This is a genomic window from Candidatus Poriferisodalis multihospitum, assembly GCF_028283155.1.
GTDB classification, from domain to species: domain Bacteria; phylum Actinomycetota; class Acidimicrobiia; order Acidimicrobiales; family Poriferisodalaceae; genus Poriferisodalis; species Poriferisodalis multihospitum.
Window position 1 is genome coordinate 22722 of sequence record NZ_JAPYOK010000040.1, and the last position, 17838, is coordinate 40559.

Genomic DNA, 17838 nt, shown 5'->3' on the forward strand with positions numbered 1-17838 from the left:
GCAACCAGGGCCAACACGGCCAGAGATCGTCTAGCAGTCGTCATTGCAACGGAATAGGAGATCCAGCTGACCGACATACGACGACACGGTGCTTCCGTCTACAGGATAATCGACAGGATGGCGTCCCGGCTCCATTCGAGAAGCGTTTGCGGCAATACACCGACAACGACCGTCACTGCTACCGCGAGGCTGATAGCGAAGACCGATGTCAGGGGCAGGTTGCCCCAGCGCTGGCGGCTCGCTCGCGCGGTGGGGGTGCCGCCTTCGTCCTCGGACGAACCCTCCGGGGCGTACATGGCCAATACAACTCGCAGGTAGGCGAAGGCGCTCACCACTGCCGTGACCATCGCGACTGCGGGCAGGACGTAGCCGCGGGCGTCGACTGCCGCGAGGATGACCCCGAGCTTGGCCCAGAAGCCAGCTGTGAACGGAACTCCGGCCTGTGCCAGCAGCAGCACAGTGAAGGCCAGCGCCAGCACGGGGCGGCGACGTGCAAGCCCGCCGTAGCGGCTGAGGGCATGAGCGCTCGCATCAGGTTCCGACGACTGGAGCTCAGCGCCGACTACCGACAGCACCGCGAAACTGCCCAGCGCCATGAACGAGTAGACGATCAGGTAGAAGACCGACGACGACACGGCGTCGCCGCCGCCTTCGGTCCATTGCACCAGTCCGCTGGTCGCGGGGACGGCGGAGAGGCCGACAAGCACGAAGCCTGCGTGGCTGATCGAGCTGTAGGCCAGCATCCGCTTCACGTCGTTCTGGCAGATGGCCATGACCGCGCCGACAGCAAGCGTCGCGAACGCCAGCCCGATGAGGATCGGAGCCCACGCGATGCTCTGCTCTGCGACAGCCACGTACAGCACTCGCGCCAGCGCGGCGAAGCCGGCCGCCTTGGCGATCGACGCCAGGTAGCCGGTGACCGGGCTGGGCGCACCCTCGTACACGTCGGGCGCCCAGAAATGGAACGGGACGGCGGCCACCTTGAAGCCCAAGCCCACCAGCAGCAACGCGATGCCGGCAAGCAGCAGGTAGTCGGTTTCCCTGATGGAACCGAACAGGAAGCCGCCGATCCCGCTGAGGTTCGTGCTGCCCGTGGATCCGTACACCAGCGCGATGCCGTAGAGGAAGAACGCCGAGCTGAACGCCCCCAGCACGAAGTACTTCATGGCCGACTCGCGTGCCGACGCCCGCCGTCCCGCCAGTGCGATCAGCACGTACAGCGCGATCGACAGCGACTCAAGACCGAGGAACAGCACGATGAGGTCGTTCGCACCGGCCATGACCACCGCACCCGCGGCAGAGGCGAGCAGCAGCGCCGCGAACTCCGGTGGCGCCATCTCATAGCGGTCGAGGGCCGAATGCGCGACCAGCGCTGTCATGACCACGCCGGCACCCACCAGCACCGTGAGCAGCAGGCTGAAGCCGTCGCTCACGAAGGCGTCCTTCAACGTGGAGCGTGGCGCGGATCCCCAGTCGTTCCACTGCACGGCGGCGGTGATGGCGGTGGCGGCACCGGTGGCGATCGTGACGATCGTGGATACCCATCCGGGCAGCGCCCGCGGCGCCAGTGAGGCCGCCAGCAGCAGCCCGAGCGCAGCGCCCACCAGGATGATCTGCGGGGTGAGCACCCACCAGTCGACGGCCGGGGCGTCGAACGCGATCTCGACTTGGGCCATCAGTGGCCGTCCTCGTCGTGCTCACCGCTGCTGTCGCCGTGGTCCACCACCACGGGGTCGCCCAGTTCCGGCACCTCGAAGCCGCTGTACTCCTCGAAGTGCTCCAGCAGCTTGTCGGCCGCCGGCTCCACTGCGTTGAGCAGGGGCTTCGGGTACACGCCGAGCGCCACCGCAGCGATGACGAACGGTGCCAGCGTCAGCAGCTCGCCCCGGCGCAAGTCGGCTGTCTGCCGGTCGGCCGCCGCGGGAGGCCCGTGGAACACCCGCTGGTAGGCCCACAGCAGGTATAGCGCTGCCAGGATCACCCCGGTTGCAGCGATGATCGTCCATACCGGCCGCGTGTCGAACGAGCCGATCAGGATCAGGAACTCGCCCACGAACCCGTTCAGGCCCGGCACGCCCACCGACGACAGCATGATCAGCGTGAACACCCCGGCATAGACCGGTGCCGCCGACTGGATGCCAGCGAGCTCGTCGATCTGGCGCGTGTTCCGGCGTTCGTACAGCATCCCCACCAGCAGGAACAAGGCACCGGTGCTGATGCCATGGTTGACCATCTGGATCACGCCGCCGCCCACGGCCTGCGCGGTGAAGGCAAAGATGCCGAGCACGATGAAGCCCATGTGCGCCACCGAGGAATACGCCACGAGCCGCTTCAGGTCGCGCTGCATGGCCGCAGTAATCGCGCCCCAGATGACGCCCACCACGCCGACGGTCACCAGCACGGGCGCAGCCCAGTCGGACGCCTCGGGGAACAGGTACAGGCCGAACCGCAGCAGGCCGTAGGTGCCCAGCTTCAGCAGCACAGCTGCCAGCACCACCGAGCCCGCCGTGGGAGCTTCGGTGTGCGCATCGGGCAGCCAGGTGTGCAGCGGCACCACGGGCACTTTCACCAAGAAGGCGATCGCAAATGCCACAAAGCAGAGCCGCGCGGTGTTCTCGCCCAGCAGCTGCCCTTCTGCGAGTGTCTGAAGGTCGAACGTGATGCCGCTGTCGGGTGAGCCGAGCACCGCCGTCGCCACGATCGCCACGAGCAGCAGCGCCGAGCCCGCCATCGTGTAGATGAAGAACTTGGTGGCGGCGTAGCGGCGTCCCTCGTAGCCCCAGCCCGCGATGAGGAAGTACATGGGCACCAGCACCACTTCGAACATCACGAAGAACAGGAACAGGTCGAGAGCGACGAACGCGCCCACCGAACCGGCCTGCAGCAGCAGCATCCATGCCGTGTAGGGCTTGGGATCGTGGTGCGGGTCGACGCCGGCCAGCACGATCGGCACCACCACGCTGGTCAGCACCACCAGCCACAGCGAAATGCCGTCGACGCCGACGTGCCATGAGATGCCGAGCGCTGGTATCCAGGACTGCTGGCTGACGAACTGAAAGCCGGCATCGGCAGCGTCGAACTGCCACGCCAAGGCCAGCGCCAGCGCACCGCCGATGGCGGCGAACAGCGTGCCGAGCGGGCGAGCCAGATCGGGGCGACTGCGCGGCAGCAGAGCGACGATCAGCGCACCTGCCACGGGCACGAGGATCAGCGCATTCAGCAGCGGGAAGTCGCTTCCCGAGCCCGAAGCGGCAAGCAGGGAGCCCATGGCTAGGACACGCCCCGCAGCGCGAGCCAGACGACGAGGATGATCGCACCGACGGCAACGCCCGATGCGTAGTGCCGCAGGTAGCCCGACTGCAGCGGCCGCACCGCCTCGCCGAGCATGCGCACCAGCCGCGCGACGCCGTTGACGGCACCGTCGACGAAGCGCCGGTCAGCCGTGGCTGCGGCCTCGAACGCCTTGGTGCCGGGGCCGCCGACGAAGTTCGAGATGGTCGAGTCCACGTAGAAGACGTTCTCGAGCAGCGCCGGCTCGAGCTTGTCGGTGGGGATGCGCGCCTGCAGCCACGCCCGGATCGCGAACGCGATGCCCCCGAGTGCCGCCACGACGGCAACCAGCGCCAGCCCCAGCTTGGTGCCGGTGCCTGACGTGAAGTGATGCGGGTGCGCCAGCACCGGATCCAGGAAGTGCTCAAGCACCAGCCAGTCGCCCACCAGCGGCAGATTCATGATGCCGCCGATGGCCGCCGCACCGGCCAGCAGCACCAGCGGCAGGGTCATCGTGGCGGGCGACTCGTGCGGGTGGGCGCCGTCGTCCCAGCGCTGGCCGCCGAAGAACACCAGGAAGGTCTGGCGGCTCATGTAGTAGGCGGTCAGCAGTGCTGTGACAAGCCCGACTGCCCACAGCAGCCAGTGCTGCTCCCACGCTGCCAGCAGGATCTCGTCTTTCGACCAGAAACCCGACAGCGGCGGCACGCCGGCAATCGCCAGCCACCCCACGATGAAAGTGGCGGCGGTGACGGGCATGACCGCTCGCAGCGCACCCATCCGGCGCATGTCCTGCTCGTCGCCGAGACCGTGGATGACCGAGCCGGAGCCCAGGAACAGCAGGCCCTTGAAGAACGCGTGGGTGACGACATGGAAGATCGCCGCCACATATGCACCCGAGCCGATGGCGAGGAACATGTAGCCGAGCTGGCTGACGGTGGAGTACGCCAGCACCCTCTTGATATCGTGCTGTGCCACCGCGGCCAGCGCCGCGAACAGCGCCGTGGCAGCACCGACGATGGCGATCACGGGCAGCGCCCAATCCGATGCGTCCAGCACCGGGTTGAGCCGCACCATCAGGTACACGCCGGCGGTCACCATCGTGGCCGCGTGCACCATGGCCGAGACCGGGGTGGGTCCCTCCATGGCGTCGGGCAGCCAGACGTACAGCGGCAGCTGAGCTGACTTGCCCGCAGCCGCCAAAAGCAGCAGCAGCGAGGCAGCCGTGGCCGTGCCGGTGGCCAGCGCCGGCGCCCCTGCCGCAAGCCCGGCGTAGGACACCGTGCCGAGCGTCGTCCACAGCAGGAACGTGGCGATCATGAAGCCGAAGTCGCCGATCCGGTTGGTGACGAAGGCTTTCTTGCCGGCGGTAGCAGCGGTGGGCCGCTCGTGCCAGAACGAGATGAGCAGATAGGAGCACGTGCCGACGCCCTCCCAGCCCAGGAAGGTGACCACGAGGTTCTCACCCAGCACCAGCATGAGCATCGAGAACAGGAACAGATTCAGGTACAGGAAGAACTTCGAGTACTTCGGATCGCCGTGCATGTAGCCGACCGAGTACAGGTGGATGAGCGTCCCCACGCCGGTCACGAATAGCGCCATCGTCATCGACAGCGGGTCCACCAGCAGCGCAGCGTCCACCTCGAGGCCGCCGATCGGCATCCACTCGAACAGCGTTGAGGTGAACCAGCGCCCGCCGTGGCCGCCGGCGCCACCAGGCGTGCTGTCGAGTCCCAACAGCCCGCCGAACGTGATGAGCGTGAACAGGAACGACCCGGCACTGGCAGCAGTGGCCAGCCAGCCGGCCCGAGGTTCGCCCAGCCAGGGCCCTGCCAGCAGGAGCACGGCGAACCCGGCGAGGGGCAGCGCGGGAATGAGCCATACCAGTTCGACCATGAGTTCAGCCCTTCAGGGCCGACAGATCGTCCGCTGTCGCACGAGGCGAGGCGCGCAGCACCGCCACCACCAGACCGAGACCGACCACCACCTCGGCCGCCGCCACGACCAAGACGAAGAGCACCACCGTGTGCCCATGCACGTCGCCGAAGCGGTCGGCGAAGGCAATGAAGCTGAGATTGACACCGTTGAGCATCAGCTCGACGCACATGAGCATGATCAGCGGGTTGCGCCGCACCAGCAGGCCCGTGCCGCCAATGAGGAACAGCATTGCCCCGAGCGTCAGGTACCAGCCGGTGGTCACATCGAGGCCGCTCACTGGCGTGCCTCCTGAGACGCCGGAGCGTTCTCGGCAGGCGCTGATTCGCCGCCGTGCTCGCTGTAACCACTGCGTCGCGCCAGGATCACCGTGCCGATGACCGCCACGATGAGCAGCAGCGACGTCAGCTCGAACGCATACACGTATTCGGAGAACAGCGACCGGGCGATCGCGCTCACGTCGGTTGCGTAGCTCGTGGCGGGCGCGTCGGCTTCGGTTACGACGATGCCTGCTCTCTCCAGCTCGTACGAATGAGCGCCCTTGAAGATCCGGTCGACCGCGGCGACCAGCCAGACCAGCACCGCGGCACCGCCGAGGCCGAACGCGGCCGCGGTCCATCGCTGAGCCGGCAAGGCGCCCAGCGACAGCTCGGCGGCTCGGTCCACACCCAGCAGCATGATGACGAACAGGAACAGCACCACGATGGCGCCGGCGTACACGATGACCTGCACGGCGGCGATGAAGTGGGCCTGCAGCGCGACAAACAGCACCGCGATGCCGAACAGCGTCATCACCAGCATGAGCGCCGCGTGCACCGGATTGCGCGACAGCACCACGCCGACCGCGCCGACGAGACATGCGGCACCGGCCACCGCAAACACCACCACTTCGACCATCAGAGATGATCTCCTGCGCCAGGCGCGTGGCTGTGCTCGTCGAGGTCGGCCGGCTCGCAACCGGGTGCGGGCGGGTCGTCTTCGCCGCCGTCATAGTCGGCGTGCTGGCCCTGCTCGGGCGCTCGCACGCCGTAACCCAATTCGCCGCTCCAGCCGACCCGGCCCTCGTAGTCGGGCTGGCCTGACGGCGAGGTGGCCCGCATCCAGCCCGAGGTGTGCTCGTCGTCGCCGTCGTGCCACAGCTCCCACGGCTGGCGCCGTGGACGGCCGTCGTCGTCGGTGAGCAGTTCGTCCTTGGTATAGATGGCGTCGCGGCGGGTGGGGAAGCTGAACTCGAAGACCTTCGTCTCGGTGATGGCCTCGGTCGGGCAGGCTTCCACGCACAGGTCGCAGTGGATGCAGCGCAGGTAGTTGATCTCGTAGACGTAGCCGTAGCGCTCCCCCGGCGACACCGGGTCGTCGGGCGGGTTGTCGGCCCCGCGGACGTAGATGCACCGGGCCGGGCAGACACCCGCGCACAGCTCGCACCCGATGCACTTCTCCATGCCGTCGGGGTAGCGGTTGAGCACGTGACGCCCATGGAAGCGGGGCGGCTTCGGCCGCTTCTCCTGGGGGTACTCGGTGGTGATCCGCTCACCGAAGAGCTTGCCGAACGTGACCTTGAAGCCGTCGAGGTAGCCCATCAGCCGTCCTCTCCCGGGCCGGCTGCATCTGGCGATGCGCCTGCCGGCATCATCTCCTCAGGATCGTGATCGCCAAGGTCCTCGATGCCGGTGTTGCGCTTGGCTGCCCGCAGGGCCGCCGCCAGCAACGTCCAACCCAGCGCGAGGCCAACAGCGCTCACGCCCAGCACCACCACCACTTCTTGCAGCGGGCTCCAGCCCTGATCAATCACTAGCTGTCGCAGGCCCAAGAACATCAGCCAGAACAGCATCACGGGGATGAGCACCTTCCAGCCCAGCGACATCAGCTGGTCGTAGCGCAGGCGGGGCAGCGTGGCACGGAACCAGACGAAGACGAACAGGAAGGCGAACACCTTGGCCAGGAACCACACGGTCGGCCACAACCATGTCCAGCCGAAGAACACCGGCCCGGCCGTGCCGCCGAAGAACAGTGTCACCATGATCGCCGACATCGTGATCACGTTCATGAACTCGGCCAGGAAGAACAGAGCGAACCGGATCGACGAGTACTCCGTGTGGAAACCGCCGACAAGTTCCTGCTCGGCTTCGACGAGATCGAACGGGGGACGGTTCAACTCCGCGGTGGCAGAGATCAGGAACACCAGAAACGGAACGAAGCCTGTCGTGATGAGGAGCCACTCATCCACGCCGCCCGCCTGAGCCCTCACGATCTCGTGAGTGGACAGCGTGCCTGCGGTGATCACCACGGCGACAACGGACATGCCCAGCGCGGCTTCATACGAGATGGCCTGCGCCGAGGCCCGCACCGACCCGATGAGCGGGTACTTCGAGCCCGAGGACCAGCCCGCCAGCATCACGCCGTAGACAGCGACCGACGACATCGCGAGCAGCAGCAGGATGCCGACCGGCGGATCGGCCACCTGCAGGATGGTTTCCTTGCCGAAGAGCGTGACCGTGCCGCTGCGGCCCGGAGTATCGGTGAAGACGCCGCCGATCGGCACGATCGCGAAGGCGACGAACGCTGTGACCGCCGAGATGTAGGGCGCCAGCCGGAACACGAGGGGGTCGGCATTGGCGGGGCGGAGGTCTTCCTTGAAGAAGAACTTGACGCCGTCGGCGAAGGCCTGCAGCAGGCCCCACGGCCCGGCCACGTTGGGGCCGATGCGGTGCTGCATGTCCGAGATCAGCTTGCGCTCGAACCAGATCATGAACATGGTGGCGAGCAGCAGGGCAGCGAACGCCACGAGCACCTTGATGCCCATGATGCCGATGTCGCCCCAGTCGACTCCATCCGCGAACAGCGGGTCGCCGGTCATCTCGGCGCCTCGCCGCCGCGTGTCTCGATCCGCACATCCGTGACCGGTGCCGTCGCGTCGATCAATGCCCCCACATCGATGTGAGGCGAGGGGAACAGCACCACGACGTTGCCGCGGGCAATGCCGGCATCGGCCACGATCGGCAGGCGCAGCGCACCGCGGTCGGAGTGCACTTCGACTTCAGTGCCCGATTCGACGCCGACTCGCTCCAAGTCAACCGGGTGCACGCGCAGCACCGTGTCGGCCGCCAGCGACGCCAATGCCGGCGTCTGGCTGACCGTCACGCCGCCGTCGTACAGCTTGCGGCTGCAGACCAGGCGGAGGCCGTAGGCGTCTCGCGCCGGTGCCACGTGTTCGGGCGGGAACTCGGGCTCGAAGGCCGCTCCCGACGCCACCACCCCGTCAGCGGCAAGTTCCGGGCCGATCGCCCCAGCATGCGTGGTGCATACAGCCGCGATCTCTGCAGTGATCTCTTCGACCGACACGAAGCCGAGATCGAGGCCACACAGCACGGCCAGCTCGGCCGCGATCATCCAGTCGGGGCGGGCTGAACCCGGCGCCGTCACCAACTCGCCAACGGCCGAGACGCGTCCCTCCAGGTTGGTTGTGGTGCCCGATTTCTCTCCGAAAACGGCGGCAGGCAGCACGATGTCGGCTTCCGCCACCGATTGGCTCACGAACGAGTCCACCGCCACCACCGTGCCCGCGCCGGACACGCCGAGGCGCGCCAGCATGCTGTCGGGGAAGTCAGTCAGGGGATCAGCGCCGAGCAGGAAGAGCACGTCGATCTCGCCGGAGGCGGCTGCGGTGAGGATTCCCGTGGCGTCGTGCCCGCGTTCGCCAGGCAGCTCGCCCCACGCCGCCGCAAGCTCCGGCGGCGGGCTGGCGCTCAGTGCCCGCCCCGGGAGCATCCCGGGCGCCAAGCCCATGTCGAGCGCGCCGCGGACGTTGCCTCGACGTGCGGCGACCAGGAAGCGGGCGTGGGGGACGCGAGCGCTGATCACCGAGGCCACCTCAGCCGTCGCCTCGGCCGACTCCGACACCGACGACCGGCCCAGCACCACGACGACCGAGCCAGATGCCAGCTCGCCGGCCAGCGGGTCGTCGCCGTCGAGCAGGTTCCGCAGCACCGATGCTGCCTCGCCGCCTCGGCACTGCTCGGCGCGAACTGCGCTTCGCGTCAGACCAGTGGTGGTCGGAGCAATCTCGACCAAGCGGGTGGTGCCCGCTCGCGCCGCGCCGCGCAGGCGCAGGTGCAGCACCGGCAGCTCCTCGCGGAGGTCGCCGCATACCAGCAGCGTCGTGTCGGCGCTGCACGCCTCATCGATCGTCGCTGCCGGCAGGCCCACCGCCAGCTCTGCGGGCAGCCCGTCGCTGAGCTGCGCATCCACGTGGTCGGTACGCAGCACTGTGCGGGCCAGCTTCGACCAGGCGTAGGCATCCTCGTTGGTGCCGCGGGCACCGCCGAGCACGGCGATCGCGCCGGGTCGGGCCGCCCTGATCGCAGCAGCCACCGCACCGAGGGCATTCGCCCAGTCGGTCGGCTGGAAGCGTCGCAGCGGCTCATCGTCGGAGAGGTCCGAGGTGGTGCCCGACGGCACGCGGGCCTGCAGCGGCGTCGTCACCCGGTTGGGGCTCGCCACCGAGCCGAAGGCAAAGCGACCCTTGTCGCACAGCCAGCCATGGTTGACCGGATCGATGTCGACACCGAGATAGCGCACCAACTCGTTGCGAGACGACTGCACCGCGATCCGGCAGCCCACTGAGCACGTCGTGCAGGTGGACTCGGTCTCGACGAGATCCCACGGCCGCGCTTTGAAGCGGTAGGGCGCTGCGGTGAGCGCACCGACAGGGCAGATCTGAACCGTGTTGCCCGAGAAGTACGACGAGAAGGGCTCGCCGGGGAAGGTGAGCACCTGGGTCTCGTTGCCGCGCTCGGTGAAATCGATGAGCGGGTCGCCGGCGATCTCATCCGCAAACCGGGTGCAGCGGTCGCACAGGATGCAGCGCTCACGGTCGAGGTGCACCAGCTCGGAGATGGGGATCGGCTTTTCGAAGTGCCGTTTCTCCTCGACGAACCTGGACTCGCCCGGGCCGTAGGCCATGGTCTGGTCCTGCAGGGGGCACTCGCCGCCCTTGTCGCAGACCGGGCAGTCGAGCGGGTGGTTGATGAGCAGCAGCTCGAGCACGCCTTCCTGTGCGCGCTGCGTGCGCTCGCTGGCGGTGTCCACCACCATCTGCGGCGAGACCGGGACCATGCAGGATGCCTGCAGTTGAGGCCCGCGGCCGGTGTCGATCTCGACGAGGCACATGCGGCACATGCCGACCGAGCTCATCCGCTCGTGGTAACAGAAGCGCGGGATGTGCACTCCGGCACGCTCCGCTGCTGCGATGACGAGTTCGCCCGGTTGCGCATCGACGGCGACGCCGTTGATCGTCACCTCGACGGTGCTCGGCGCCGCCTGCCCAGCCGCTGTGTCAGACACGGACGGACACCTCCGACACTGATCCAGATGCTGGGCTGCCAAGCAGGCCAGTGCTTGACGCCGAGCCGTGAGACGGCCCGATCTCGAGATGCGCGTTCGGGGCCACCCGAGCCTCGAACTCCTCTGGGAACAACGTCATGGCCGAGTGCAGCGGCGCGAATGCCGAGGGACCTACGAAACAGATGGTGGTCATCTGGTACGGGAACGGCTTCGCCTCGAGGCCTCGTTCGGGAACCGCGGCGTGAGGGAAGTCTCCCGGGCTGATCGAAGCGCCGACCTCGAGCAGCACCTCGAGATCGCGTGGCGTGCCCGTGCCGTCGCACACGCGCCGCAGCACTCGCTCCAGCCAGGTAGCCCCTTCCCGGCACGGCACGCACTTGCCGCATGACTCGTGCGCGTAGAACTTGGTCAACGTCAGCGCCGCGGCGGGGATGTCGGTGGTGTCGTCCATCACCATCACCGCGCCCGAGCCCAGCATCGAGCCCTGCGGGCCCACTTCGGAGGCCTCGAAGGGAAGGTCGAGCTGTGCCGGCGTGAACCACGGGGCTGAGCCGCCGCCGGGCACGAACGCCTTCAGCTTCCGGCCGGGACGCAGGCCTCCGCAGTAGTCCTCGCCATAGATGAGATCACGGAACGTGGTGGTGCCGTTGGTGATCTCGTACACGCCGGGGCGCTGAACGTGACCGCTGACAGCGATCATGCGCGTGCCCGGCGAGGTGGGCGTGCCGATGGCCGTGAATGCCGCAGCGCCATTGCGCATGATCCACGGCAGGTTTGCCAGCGTCTCCACGTTGTTGACGATGGTCGGCTGGCCGTACAGACCGATGGCGGCCGGGAAGTAGGGAGGCTTGAGCCGCGGCATGCCGCGGTTGCCCTCCAGGCTCTCGATGAGCGCCGTCTCCTCGCCCACCACGTAGGCGCCGGCGCCCCAGTGCAGCACGATGTCGACCGAGAAGTCGGTGCCGCAGATGTTGCGGCCCACCCAGCCGGCCTCGTAGGCCTCGTTGAGGGCCTGTGCCACCCGTTCCTGCGCGACGGCCATCTCGCCTCGGATGTACAGGAAGCACTGCGACAGCCCGACTGCGTAGCAAGCGATGAGGCACCCCTCGATGAGCTGATGCGGGTCGAGCTCCATCAGCAGTCGGTCCTTGTAGGTGCCGGGCTCGGATTCGTCGCCGTTCACTACGAGGTAGCGAGGCCACACACCAGGCGGGCAGAAGCCCCACTTCACCCCGGCGGGGAAACCGGCGCCGCCGCGCCCGAGCAGGGTCGCGCTGCGTACCTCGCCGTGGACGTCATCGGGTGTGCGCCCCAAGGCGGCACGCAATCCCTCGTAGCCGCCGGTGGCCAGGTAGCGCTCGAGCGTGTAGCTGTCGGGATGGTCGAATCGCTCGGTGACGATGCGGGGCGCGTCGTTGGCTACGAAACCAGGCGCGTGGGGAATCGTGTACGACGCCATCAGCTGAGCCTTCCGCTGAGCATGTCGCCGTCGGACGTGGAGCGGCCGCCAACGCGGCGGCGGTCAACCCCCTTCATGAGGCCCCTCCACTGGATACCCCGTCTGCAACGGCCAGCCACACGGGCTCTTCGGCGACCGCTTCGGGAGGCACGGCGCCGACTGCTCGGCCGGCCGGGATGCGCTGGCGAACGCGAGCGGTGACCCCGTGCGGCGGGATCTCGTCGTCGAGAGCGCCCGCAGCGAGGTCGTCAACGAGCTGGTCGAACCCATCGGCGTCAACCCGATAGCGGTAGCGGTAGTTGACCTGCAGGCAGGGCGCCTCGGTGCAGGCGGCCTGGCACTCCGCTGACGCCAGCGTGAACAAGCCGTCGGGGGTGGTGCCCCCGGCCCGCACGCCCAGACGCTCCTCGGCGTGCTCCATGAGCTCGGCGGCGCCCGCCAGCGCGCACGACATGGTGGCGCAGATGTTCACGAGGAACTTGCCGACGGGCTCCCGCTTGAACATCTCGTAGAACGAACAGGTGCCGAGCACCTCGGCAGGCGTGGTGTCGACGAGCTCGGCGATCTCCACCATGGCCTCTTCAGTGACCCAACCGGCCTGTGCCTGTGCTACATGCAACAGCGGGATCATCGCCGACCGACGCTTCGGGTAGCGGCCGATGATCTCGTGCGCCAGCGTGCGGTTCTCCTCGGTAAAGAAAGTCATCTATCGACCTCGCCCATGATCGGGTCGACGGAGGAGATGATGGCGATGGCGTCGGCCAGCAGGCCTCCGTACATCAGATGAGGCAGGCTTTGCAGGTTCACGAACGAGGGCGCGCGAATGTGCACCCGCTGCGGCTTCGGCCCGCCGTCGGAGACCAGGTAGCAGCCCAGCTCGCCCCGGGGCGACTCGACCGCCACGTACGTCTCTCCGGGCGGCACCCGAAAGCCCTCGGTGAAGATCTTGAAGTGGTGGATCAGCGCTTCCATCGACTCGTCGATGCGAGCCCGCGGAGGCGGCGTGACCTTGCGATCCTCGGTGCGGTAGGGACCCTTCGGCATCTTGTCCAAGCACTGCTCCACGATGCGCATCGACTCGCGGATCTCGTTCAGGCGGATGGAGTACCGGTCGAACGTGTCGCCGTAGGCGCCTACTACGACGTCGAAGTCGACCTCGTCGTAGGCCAGGTACGGCATGGTGCGGCGCAGGTCCCACGCCTCGCCTGTACTGCGCAGCAGCGGCCCCGTCGCCGACATGGCGATGGCCTCGTCGGCGGTGATGACGCCGACGCCTTGGGTGCGGTCTCGCCAGATCGGCTGACCGGTCATCAACGTGTCGAACTGCTCGAGCCGGTCGGGCAGCACTGTCAAGATGCGCTCCACGTCGTCCTGCCAACCGTCGGGCAGGTCGGCTGCCACGCCGCCGGGGCGGATGTAGTTGTGGTTCATCCGCAAGCCGGTGACGCTCTCGAAGAACCGCAGGATCTCCTCGCGTTCCTTCCACCCGTAGAGCATCATCCCGACTGCGCCGAGATCCATGCCGTTGGTCGCGAGAAACAGCAGGTGGGAGCTCATCCGGTTCAGCTCGCACATCAGCATGCGGATCCACGTGGCTCGCGGCGGGATCTCCGTTCCCAAAAGATCCTCGACCGCGAGGCAGAACACCAGCTCCGTGAACAGCGGCGAGGCGTAGTCCATGCGGGTGACGTTCGTCGGCCCCTGCAGGAACGTGAGATCCTCCGCCGTCTTCTCCATCCCGGTGTGCAGGTAGCCGATGATCGGCTTGGAACGCAGCACCGTCTCGCCTTGGAGCTCCATCGCTATGCGCAGCACGCCGTGGGTGGATGGGTGTTGCGGGCCCATGTTGATGAGCATCGGCCCGTCGCCAGGCTCTGCTGTCACGGCCTCCACGTCATCTTCGACAACAGCGGCATCTAGTGCAGCCTCTTCGGAGATTCGCAGCACGGCGTCTGTCGGTCGGCGGATGGCAGCGGCCGTTACGGTGCTCATCTGCCTTCCACCGCCTTGAACTGCACCGGGATGGCACCGATGGCGTAGTCCTTGCGCAGCGGATGGCCTTCCCAGTCGGGCGGCATGAGAATGCGGCTCGGATCGGGGTGTTCGCTGAAGCTGATGCCGAACAGGTCGGCCGCCTCCCGCTCGGGTGCCTCGGCGCCCGGGTACAGGCCCACCGCGGAGGGCACCTGCGGATCGTCGGCCGGTACTTGGGTGCGGATGCGCAGCCGGCGCCGGCCACGGAGATCCAGCAGGTTCACCACCACTTCGAAGCGTTCCGGCTCGATGCCGGGCGCTACGGCGCGAGTGCGATTCGTGAGGCCGTCCACCGCACACACGTCAACACACAGCTCGTAGCCATCGGCGGCGGCCATGCCGAGCACGTCGAGGTACTCGTCGCGGCTGGGATGCAGCACCTGCTGGCCACGCTCGTCAGTGCACGGCACGCCGAACATGGTCGGCGGCTCAGCGATCTCTGTCGCTGGCGCGGCGTCGTCGGCTGCTACGCCCTCGTCTGCCATCAGCGCGCCGCCGTGCCCGATCGCGGCACACCATGTGCCGCCAGGTCCACCGCAGCGCCGCCGCCGCGCTCGGCCCGACGCTGGGTCAGCTCGCCGGTACGGATCTTCTCGTGCAGGGCAAGGATCGCATGCAGCAGCGTCTCGGGCCCCGGCGGGCAACCGGGTGCGTACATGTCGACCGGAACAACTTGGTCGACGCCCTGCACGATGGCGTAGTTGTTGAACATGCCGCCGCTGGACGCGCACACACCCATCGACAGCACCCACTTGGGCTCCATCATCTGGTCGTAGATCTGGCGCAGCACGGGTGCCATCTTCTGGCTGACGCGGCCCGCAACGATCATCAGATCGGCTTGGCGAGGCGATGCGCGGAACGTCTCCATGCCGAAGCGGGCCAGGTCGTAGTGGGCCGTGCCCGTCGCCATCATCTCGATGGCGCAGCAGGCGAGCCCGAAGGTGGCCGGCATCAGGCTGCGCCGACGTGCCCACTTCACCAGTTCCTCCACCGGTGCGGTGAAGACGTTGTGACCGAGCCCGGCGAGACCGTCGTCGATGCCGAGCCGCGACTTGAGGTCGTCGATGCCTGCCATCAGCCTGCCGCCGTACCGCTGCTGGGTTGCTGTGCGCCGCTCCAGGCGGCGGCGGGAATCTGCTCACGCCCTGTCAGCCCGACCGTGCGCACGCCCTGGACTCCGCTGCGGCCGGTTGGCGGCAGCGGGAGGACGCGGCGCTTGCGCGGGCCCCACTCCAGCCCGCCCATCGCCAGCTCGTAAACGAACGACAGGAAGAAGATCACGACGAAGATCAGCATCGCCATGAATCCGAAGAGGCCGAGCTGGCCGTTCGCGACCGCCCACGGGTACAGGAAGACGATCTCGATGTCGAACATGATGAAGAGCATCGCCACGAGGTAGAAGCGCACCGGGAATCGCTCGGGAATGGCGGCCTGGTCGACGATGCCGCATTCGTACGACGCCAGCTTGGCATTCGTGCTGCGCTGGGGTGCCAGCAGCCGCGAGGCGATGATGCTCACCAGCACGAACAGCACAGCTAGCACGCCGAGAACCAACACCGGCAGGTATTCCGCCAAGCCGCTGTTCATGCGCTGGACCCCCTCGGCGCGTCGGTAATCAGATGCCGGCCCCAGTCTGGCCCAAGAATCGGCAACTGTTCACTGGCCCGCAGCTTCGCGCACCGCCCAGATCGCCTGATCCCGTCGATGCAGGTGGTAGCAGCCCAAGCCGAACAGCAAGGCTGAGAAGATCGTGAGCAGTGCCGGGCGGAGCCGCACGCTGCCGTGGTCACGCACCAGCACAACCGAATACACCGGCTCGTTCTCGTCGATCTGCGGATCAGGCACCACGATCTTCCCGTCGTCGCCGAACACGTTCGGATCGATCTCGACCCTCGGCAGGTACGGCTGGATCTGCACGACGGCATAGTGCGGCCTGCCCCTGCTCGGCAGGAAGTACTGCGTGACGGCGTTGTCGGGAATGCTCAACGGCCGGTACCGCTCGCCGCCCCGGATCAGCACCCGGTAGGTCTTGTATTGATCCGCAGCCGAGAACAGACACGAGTTCACTGCCAGCAACCGGCGCGGGTCGGCATCGTCGCAGACGACATGCCCGTCGGCCGCGGACCGGGCGTCAGCCGCAAACGCCTGGGCTTGGACGATCTCGGGATCGACGATCTCCTCGGCGTCCTCGTCCGACTTCTCCTTGACAACGATCTCAATCCAGCCCGAGGGCGACTGATCGACGGGCACGCCCTCGAGCTGCTGCACTTCGTCCACCAGCACCGTTTCGGGTTTGGAGGTCACCTGCAGCACGTTCCATCCGGGCTGGCTGCCGATCCATCCGATGCCGAACACCCACCACACGATGGACATCAACAGCATCCAGCCCCACAGCCCGGTCCACGCGACCAGGAAGCCAAGACGGACCCCGAGGTTGGTGGCCAGCAGCAGGTACACCGATCCGCACAGCACGGCGATGCCGATGATGACCGCCAAGTATCCGGTGAGAACCGGATCCCAGCTGACGATGCCGAGCAGGTGCGAGGCGGTCATTCGTCGTCTCCCGCTTCGTGCAGCCGATCAAAGCCGATCGCGGCCTGGCGCTGCGGGTCAAGGCTTCGTTCGTACTCGACGATCTTCCGGATGTCGTCTTCGGTCAGCACCCGCTTGAAGCCGGGCATGCCATAGTTGCCGAGGCGTGCGAACTGACCGTACGCCACATTGTCCGCAGCACCATCCGCGACGAACTTGATGTGATCTTCGATGTCGGGGAACAGCCGCGCAAGGCTCACGCTGTTGAGCGCCGGTCCGTAGCGGCCGGCGCCGTCGGGTCCGGGAAGCACCTCCACCGTTCCGCCGTTATTGGGCAGCTGCGCGGTGCCGCGGCCCGGCCAGCGCGGCGTGTGGCACCGGGCGCAATGCAGATCGAACAAGATCTTCCCGTCCGACGCTCCCGCGTACACGTCCGACGCTCGGGCAGCCTCGAACCGGGCCGTGGCCCGAGCGTGGGCCTCCTCGTTGAGCGGATCGTCGTCCAAGGCATCTGCTGCTTCGTCCACCAAGATTTGGGCGACTTCGTCGTCTCCTACTGCGGACGCGACGATCTCGCGGAGGACCTCGTCGTCCGCGGCATCTGCTGCGTCTTGGTCTGCGCCGATCCGGTTGGCCCACAGCCACGCCACGAGGTCATCGATCTGCTGGTCGTTGTACGGACCGCCGCCGTCGAGGCCCCACGCCGGCATCACGCCTCGGCCATACACCAGGATCTGCCGCACCTCGGTGACCTCGTCGAGGGTCTCGGCATCGGTGTCGAAACGCGTGAACACGTCGTCGAGAGACGGTGCCTCCCACGTCGTGTTGATGATGAACGATTCCTTGTCGGAGAACTGGTGGCCGATGTCAAGCACCACCGGTGCGAAGCGCGCGCCGCCGAGATCAGCGCCGTGGCAGTCGAAACACTCCGCAGCGGTTGCGACAGCCTCACCGCGACTCACGGCCGCTTCGGAGAACGACGTCTCCGCGCCTGAACGGCGCCCGCCTTCGAGCATCCAGTAGACGGGCAGGACGAGCGCCATGATCAGCAGCATCAACACACCGAAGGCTTGGACCTTTTCCAGCCTGCGGCCCTCGAGTTCCTCGTCGTCGGGCAGGTTGCCGCGGTTGGGCGCCAACTCGATCTCGCTGCCGGCCTCGGACTTCGCCTGGCGGATGTTGACGAAGACGTAGATCGCCCAGCCCACCACGACGACCGCTAGGAGCACGATCGCGATCGAACGCTCCGTGCTGACGGCCAGCAT

General features: G+C 67.4%; 15 protein-coding genes and 1 pseudogene. All 16 read right to left on the reverse strand.

The window, feature by feature from the left end:
• Window positions 1-98: 98 nt before the first annotated feature.
• Window positions 99-1676, reverse strand: coding sequence for an NADH-quinone oxidoreductase subunit N (locus VI480_RS03280; protein ID WP_323671386.1), 1578 nt, complete (start codon window positions 1674-1676; stop codon window positions 99-101).
• On the reverse strand, window positions 1676-3268 hold the full coding sequence (locus VI480_RS03285; RefSeq protein ID WP_323671387.1) for an NADH-quinone oxidoreductase subunit M: 1593 nt from the start codon (window positions 3266-3268) through the stop codon (window positions 1676-1678). The genes VI480_RS03280 and VI480_RS03285 overlap by 1 nt, the downstream gene beginning before the upstream one ends.
• A gap of 2 nt (window positions 3269-3270) precedes the next feature.
• Entirely contained in the window at window positions 3271-5166 is a 1896-nt protein-coding gene (gene nuoL / locus VI480_RS03290) for an NADH-quinone oxidoreductase subunit L (RefSeq protein WP_323671388.1), read from the reverse strand.
• Between the two features lie 4 nt (window positions 5167-5170).
• Complete coding sequence (gene nuoK / locus VI480_RS03295) at window positions 5171-5437, reverse strand: NADH-quinone oxidoreductase subunit NuoK (protein ID WP_416246633.1); 267 nt, start codon at window positions 5435-5437, stop codon at window positions 5171-5173.
• A 44-nt stretch (window positions 5438-5481) separates the two neighbouring features.
• Window positions 5482-6102: an NADH-quinone oxidoreductase subunit J gene (locus VI480_RS03300; protein WP_323671390.1), complete on the reverse strand. Its 621-nt coding sequence runs from the start codon at window positions 6100-6102 to the stop codon at window positions 5482-5484.
• Window positions 6102-6785 (reverse strand): NADH-quinone oxidoreductase subunit NuoI, encoded by a 684-nt coding sequence (gene nuoI, locus VI480_RS03305; protein ID WP_323671391.1) that lies wholly within the window; start codon window positions 6783-6785, stop codon window positions 6102-6104. Before nuoI ends, VI480_RS03300 begins: the two co-directional genes overlap by 1 nt.
• Window positions 6785-8062, reverse strand: coding sequence for an NADH-quinone oxidoreductase subunit NuoH (gene nuoH / locus VI480_RS03310; RefSeq protein WP_323671392.1), 1278 nt, complete (start codon window positions 8060-8062; stop codon window positions 6785-6787). The genes nuoI and nuoH overlap by 1 nt, the downstream gene beginning before the upstream one ends.
• Window positions 8059-10548, reverse strand: a complete 2490-nt coding sequence (gene nuoG, locus VI480_RS03315) for an NADH-quinone oxidoreductase subunit NuoG (protein ID WP_323671393.1) — start codon at window positions 10546-10548, stop codon at window positions 8059-8061. The genes nuoH and nuoG overlap by 4 nt, the downstream gene beginning before the upstream one ends.
• A complete protein-coding gene (gene nuoF, locus VI480_RS03320) occupies window positions 10541-12007 on the reverse strand; it encodes an NADH-quinone oxidoreductase subunit NuoF (RefSeq protein WP_323671394.1) in 1467 nt (488 codons plus the stop codon). Before nuoF ends, nuoG begins: the two co-directional genes overlap by 8 nt.
• A gap of 73 nt (window positions 12008-12080) precedes the next feature.
• The gene (nuoE, locus tag VI480_RS03325) at window positions 12081-12713 is read right to left on the reverse strand and encodes an NADH-quinone oxidoreductase subunit NuoE (RefSeq protein ID WP_323671395.1); all 633 of its coding nucleotides are present in this window, start codon (window positions 12711-12713) and stop codon (window positions 12081-12083) included.
• A complete protein-coding gene (locus VI480_RS03330; protein WP_323671396.1) occupies window positions 12710-13999 on the reverse strand; it encodes an NADH-quinone oxidoreductase subunit D in 1290 nt (429 codons plus the stop codon). Before VI480_RS03330 ends, nuoE begins: the two co-directional genes overlap by 4 nt.
• On the reverse strand, window positions 13996-14526 hold the full coding sequence (locus VI480_RS03335) for an NADH-quinone oxidoreductase subunit C (RefSeq protein ID WP_323671397.1): 531 nt from the start codon (window positions 14524-14526) through the stop codon (window positions 13996-13998). Before VI480_RS03335 ends, VI480_RS03330 begins: the two co-directional genes overlap by 4 nt.
• A gap of 50 nt (window positions 14527-14576) precedes the next feature.
• Window positions 14577-15116 (reverse strand): annotated as a pseudogene (locus VI480_RS03340) (NADH-quinone oxidoreductase subunit B); the annotation flags it as partial.
• Window positions 15116-15628, reverse strand: coding sequence for an NADH-quinone oxidoreductase subunit A (locus VI480_RS03345; RefSeq protein ID WP_323671399.1), 513 nt, complete (start codon window positions 15626-15628; stop codon window positions 15116-15118). The pseudogene VI480_RS03340 and the gene VI480_RS03345, both read right to left, overlap by 1 nt.
• Before the next feature lie 69 nt (window positions 15629-15697).
• A complete protein-coding gene (locus VI480_RS03350; RefSeq protein WP_323671400.1) occupies window positions 15698-16594 on the reverse strand; it encodes a hypothetical protein in 897 nt (298 codons plus the stop codon).
• Window positions 16591-17838 (reverse strand): c-type cytochrome, encoded by a 1248-nt coding sequence (locus VI480_RS03355; RefSeq protein ID WP_323671401.1) that lies wholly within the window; start codon window positions 17836-17838, stop codon window positions 16591-16593. The genes VI480_RS03350 and VI480_RS03355 overlap by 4 nt, the downstream gene beginning before the upstream one ends.

Coding starts and splice junctions, on each gene's coding strand:
- VI480_RS03280 (WP_323671386.1), bottom strand. CDS start 1,676: ATGGCCCAAGTCGAGATCGCGTTCGACGCCCCGGCCGTCGACTGGTGG.
- VI480_RS03285 (WP_323671387.1), bottom strand. CDS start 3,268: ATGGGCTCCCTGCTTGCCGCTTCGGGCTCGGGAAGCGACTTCCCGCTG.
- nuoL (WP_323671388.1), bottom strand. CDS start 5,166: ATGGTCGAACTGGTATGGCTCATTCCCGCGCTGCCCCTCGCCGGGTTC.
- nuoK (WP_416246633.1), bottom strand. CDS start 5,437: ATGCTGTTCCTCATTGGCGGCACGGGCCTGCTGGTGCGGCGCAACCCG.
- VI480_RS03300 (WP_323671390.1), bottom strand. CDS start 6,102: ATGGTCGAAGTGGTGGTGTTTGCGGTGGCCGGTGCCGCATGTCTCGTC.
- nuoI (WP_323671391.1), bottom strand. CDS start 6,785: ATGGGCTACCTCGACGGCTTCAAGGTCACGTTCGGCAAGCTCTTCGGT.
- nuoH (WP_323671392.1), bottom strand. CDS start 8,062: ATGACCGGCGACCCGCTGTTCGCGGATGGAGTCGACTGGGGCGACATC.
- nuoF (WP_323671394.1), bottom strand. CDS start 12,007: ATGGCGTCGTACACGATTCCCCACGCGCCTGGTTTCGTAGCCAACGAC.
- nuoE (WP_323671395.1), bottom strand. CDS start 12,713: ATGACTTTCTTTACCGAGGAGAACCGCACGCTGGCGCACGAGATCATC.
- VI480_RS03330 (WP_323671396.1), bottom strand. CDS start 13,999: ATGAGCACCGTAACGGCCGCTGCCATCCGCCGACCGACAGACGCCGTG.
- VI480_RS03335 (WP_323671397.1), bottom strand. CDS start 14,526: ATGGCAGACGAGGGCGTAGCAGCCGACGACGCCGCGCCAGCGACAGAG.
- VI480_RS03345 (WP_323671399.1), bottom strand. CDS start 15,628: ATGAACAGCGGCTTGGCGGAATACCTGCCGGTGTTGGTTCTCGGCGTG.
- VI480_RS03350 (WP_323671400.1), bottom strand. CDS start 16,594: ATGACCGCCTCGCACCTGCTCGGCATCGTCAGCTGGGATCCGGTTCTC.
- VI480_RS03355 (WP_323671401.1), bottom strand. CDS start 17,838: ATGCTGGCCGTCAGCACGGAGCGTTCGATCGCGATCGTGCTCCTAGCG.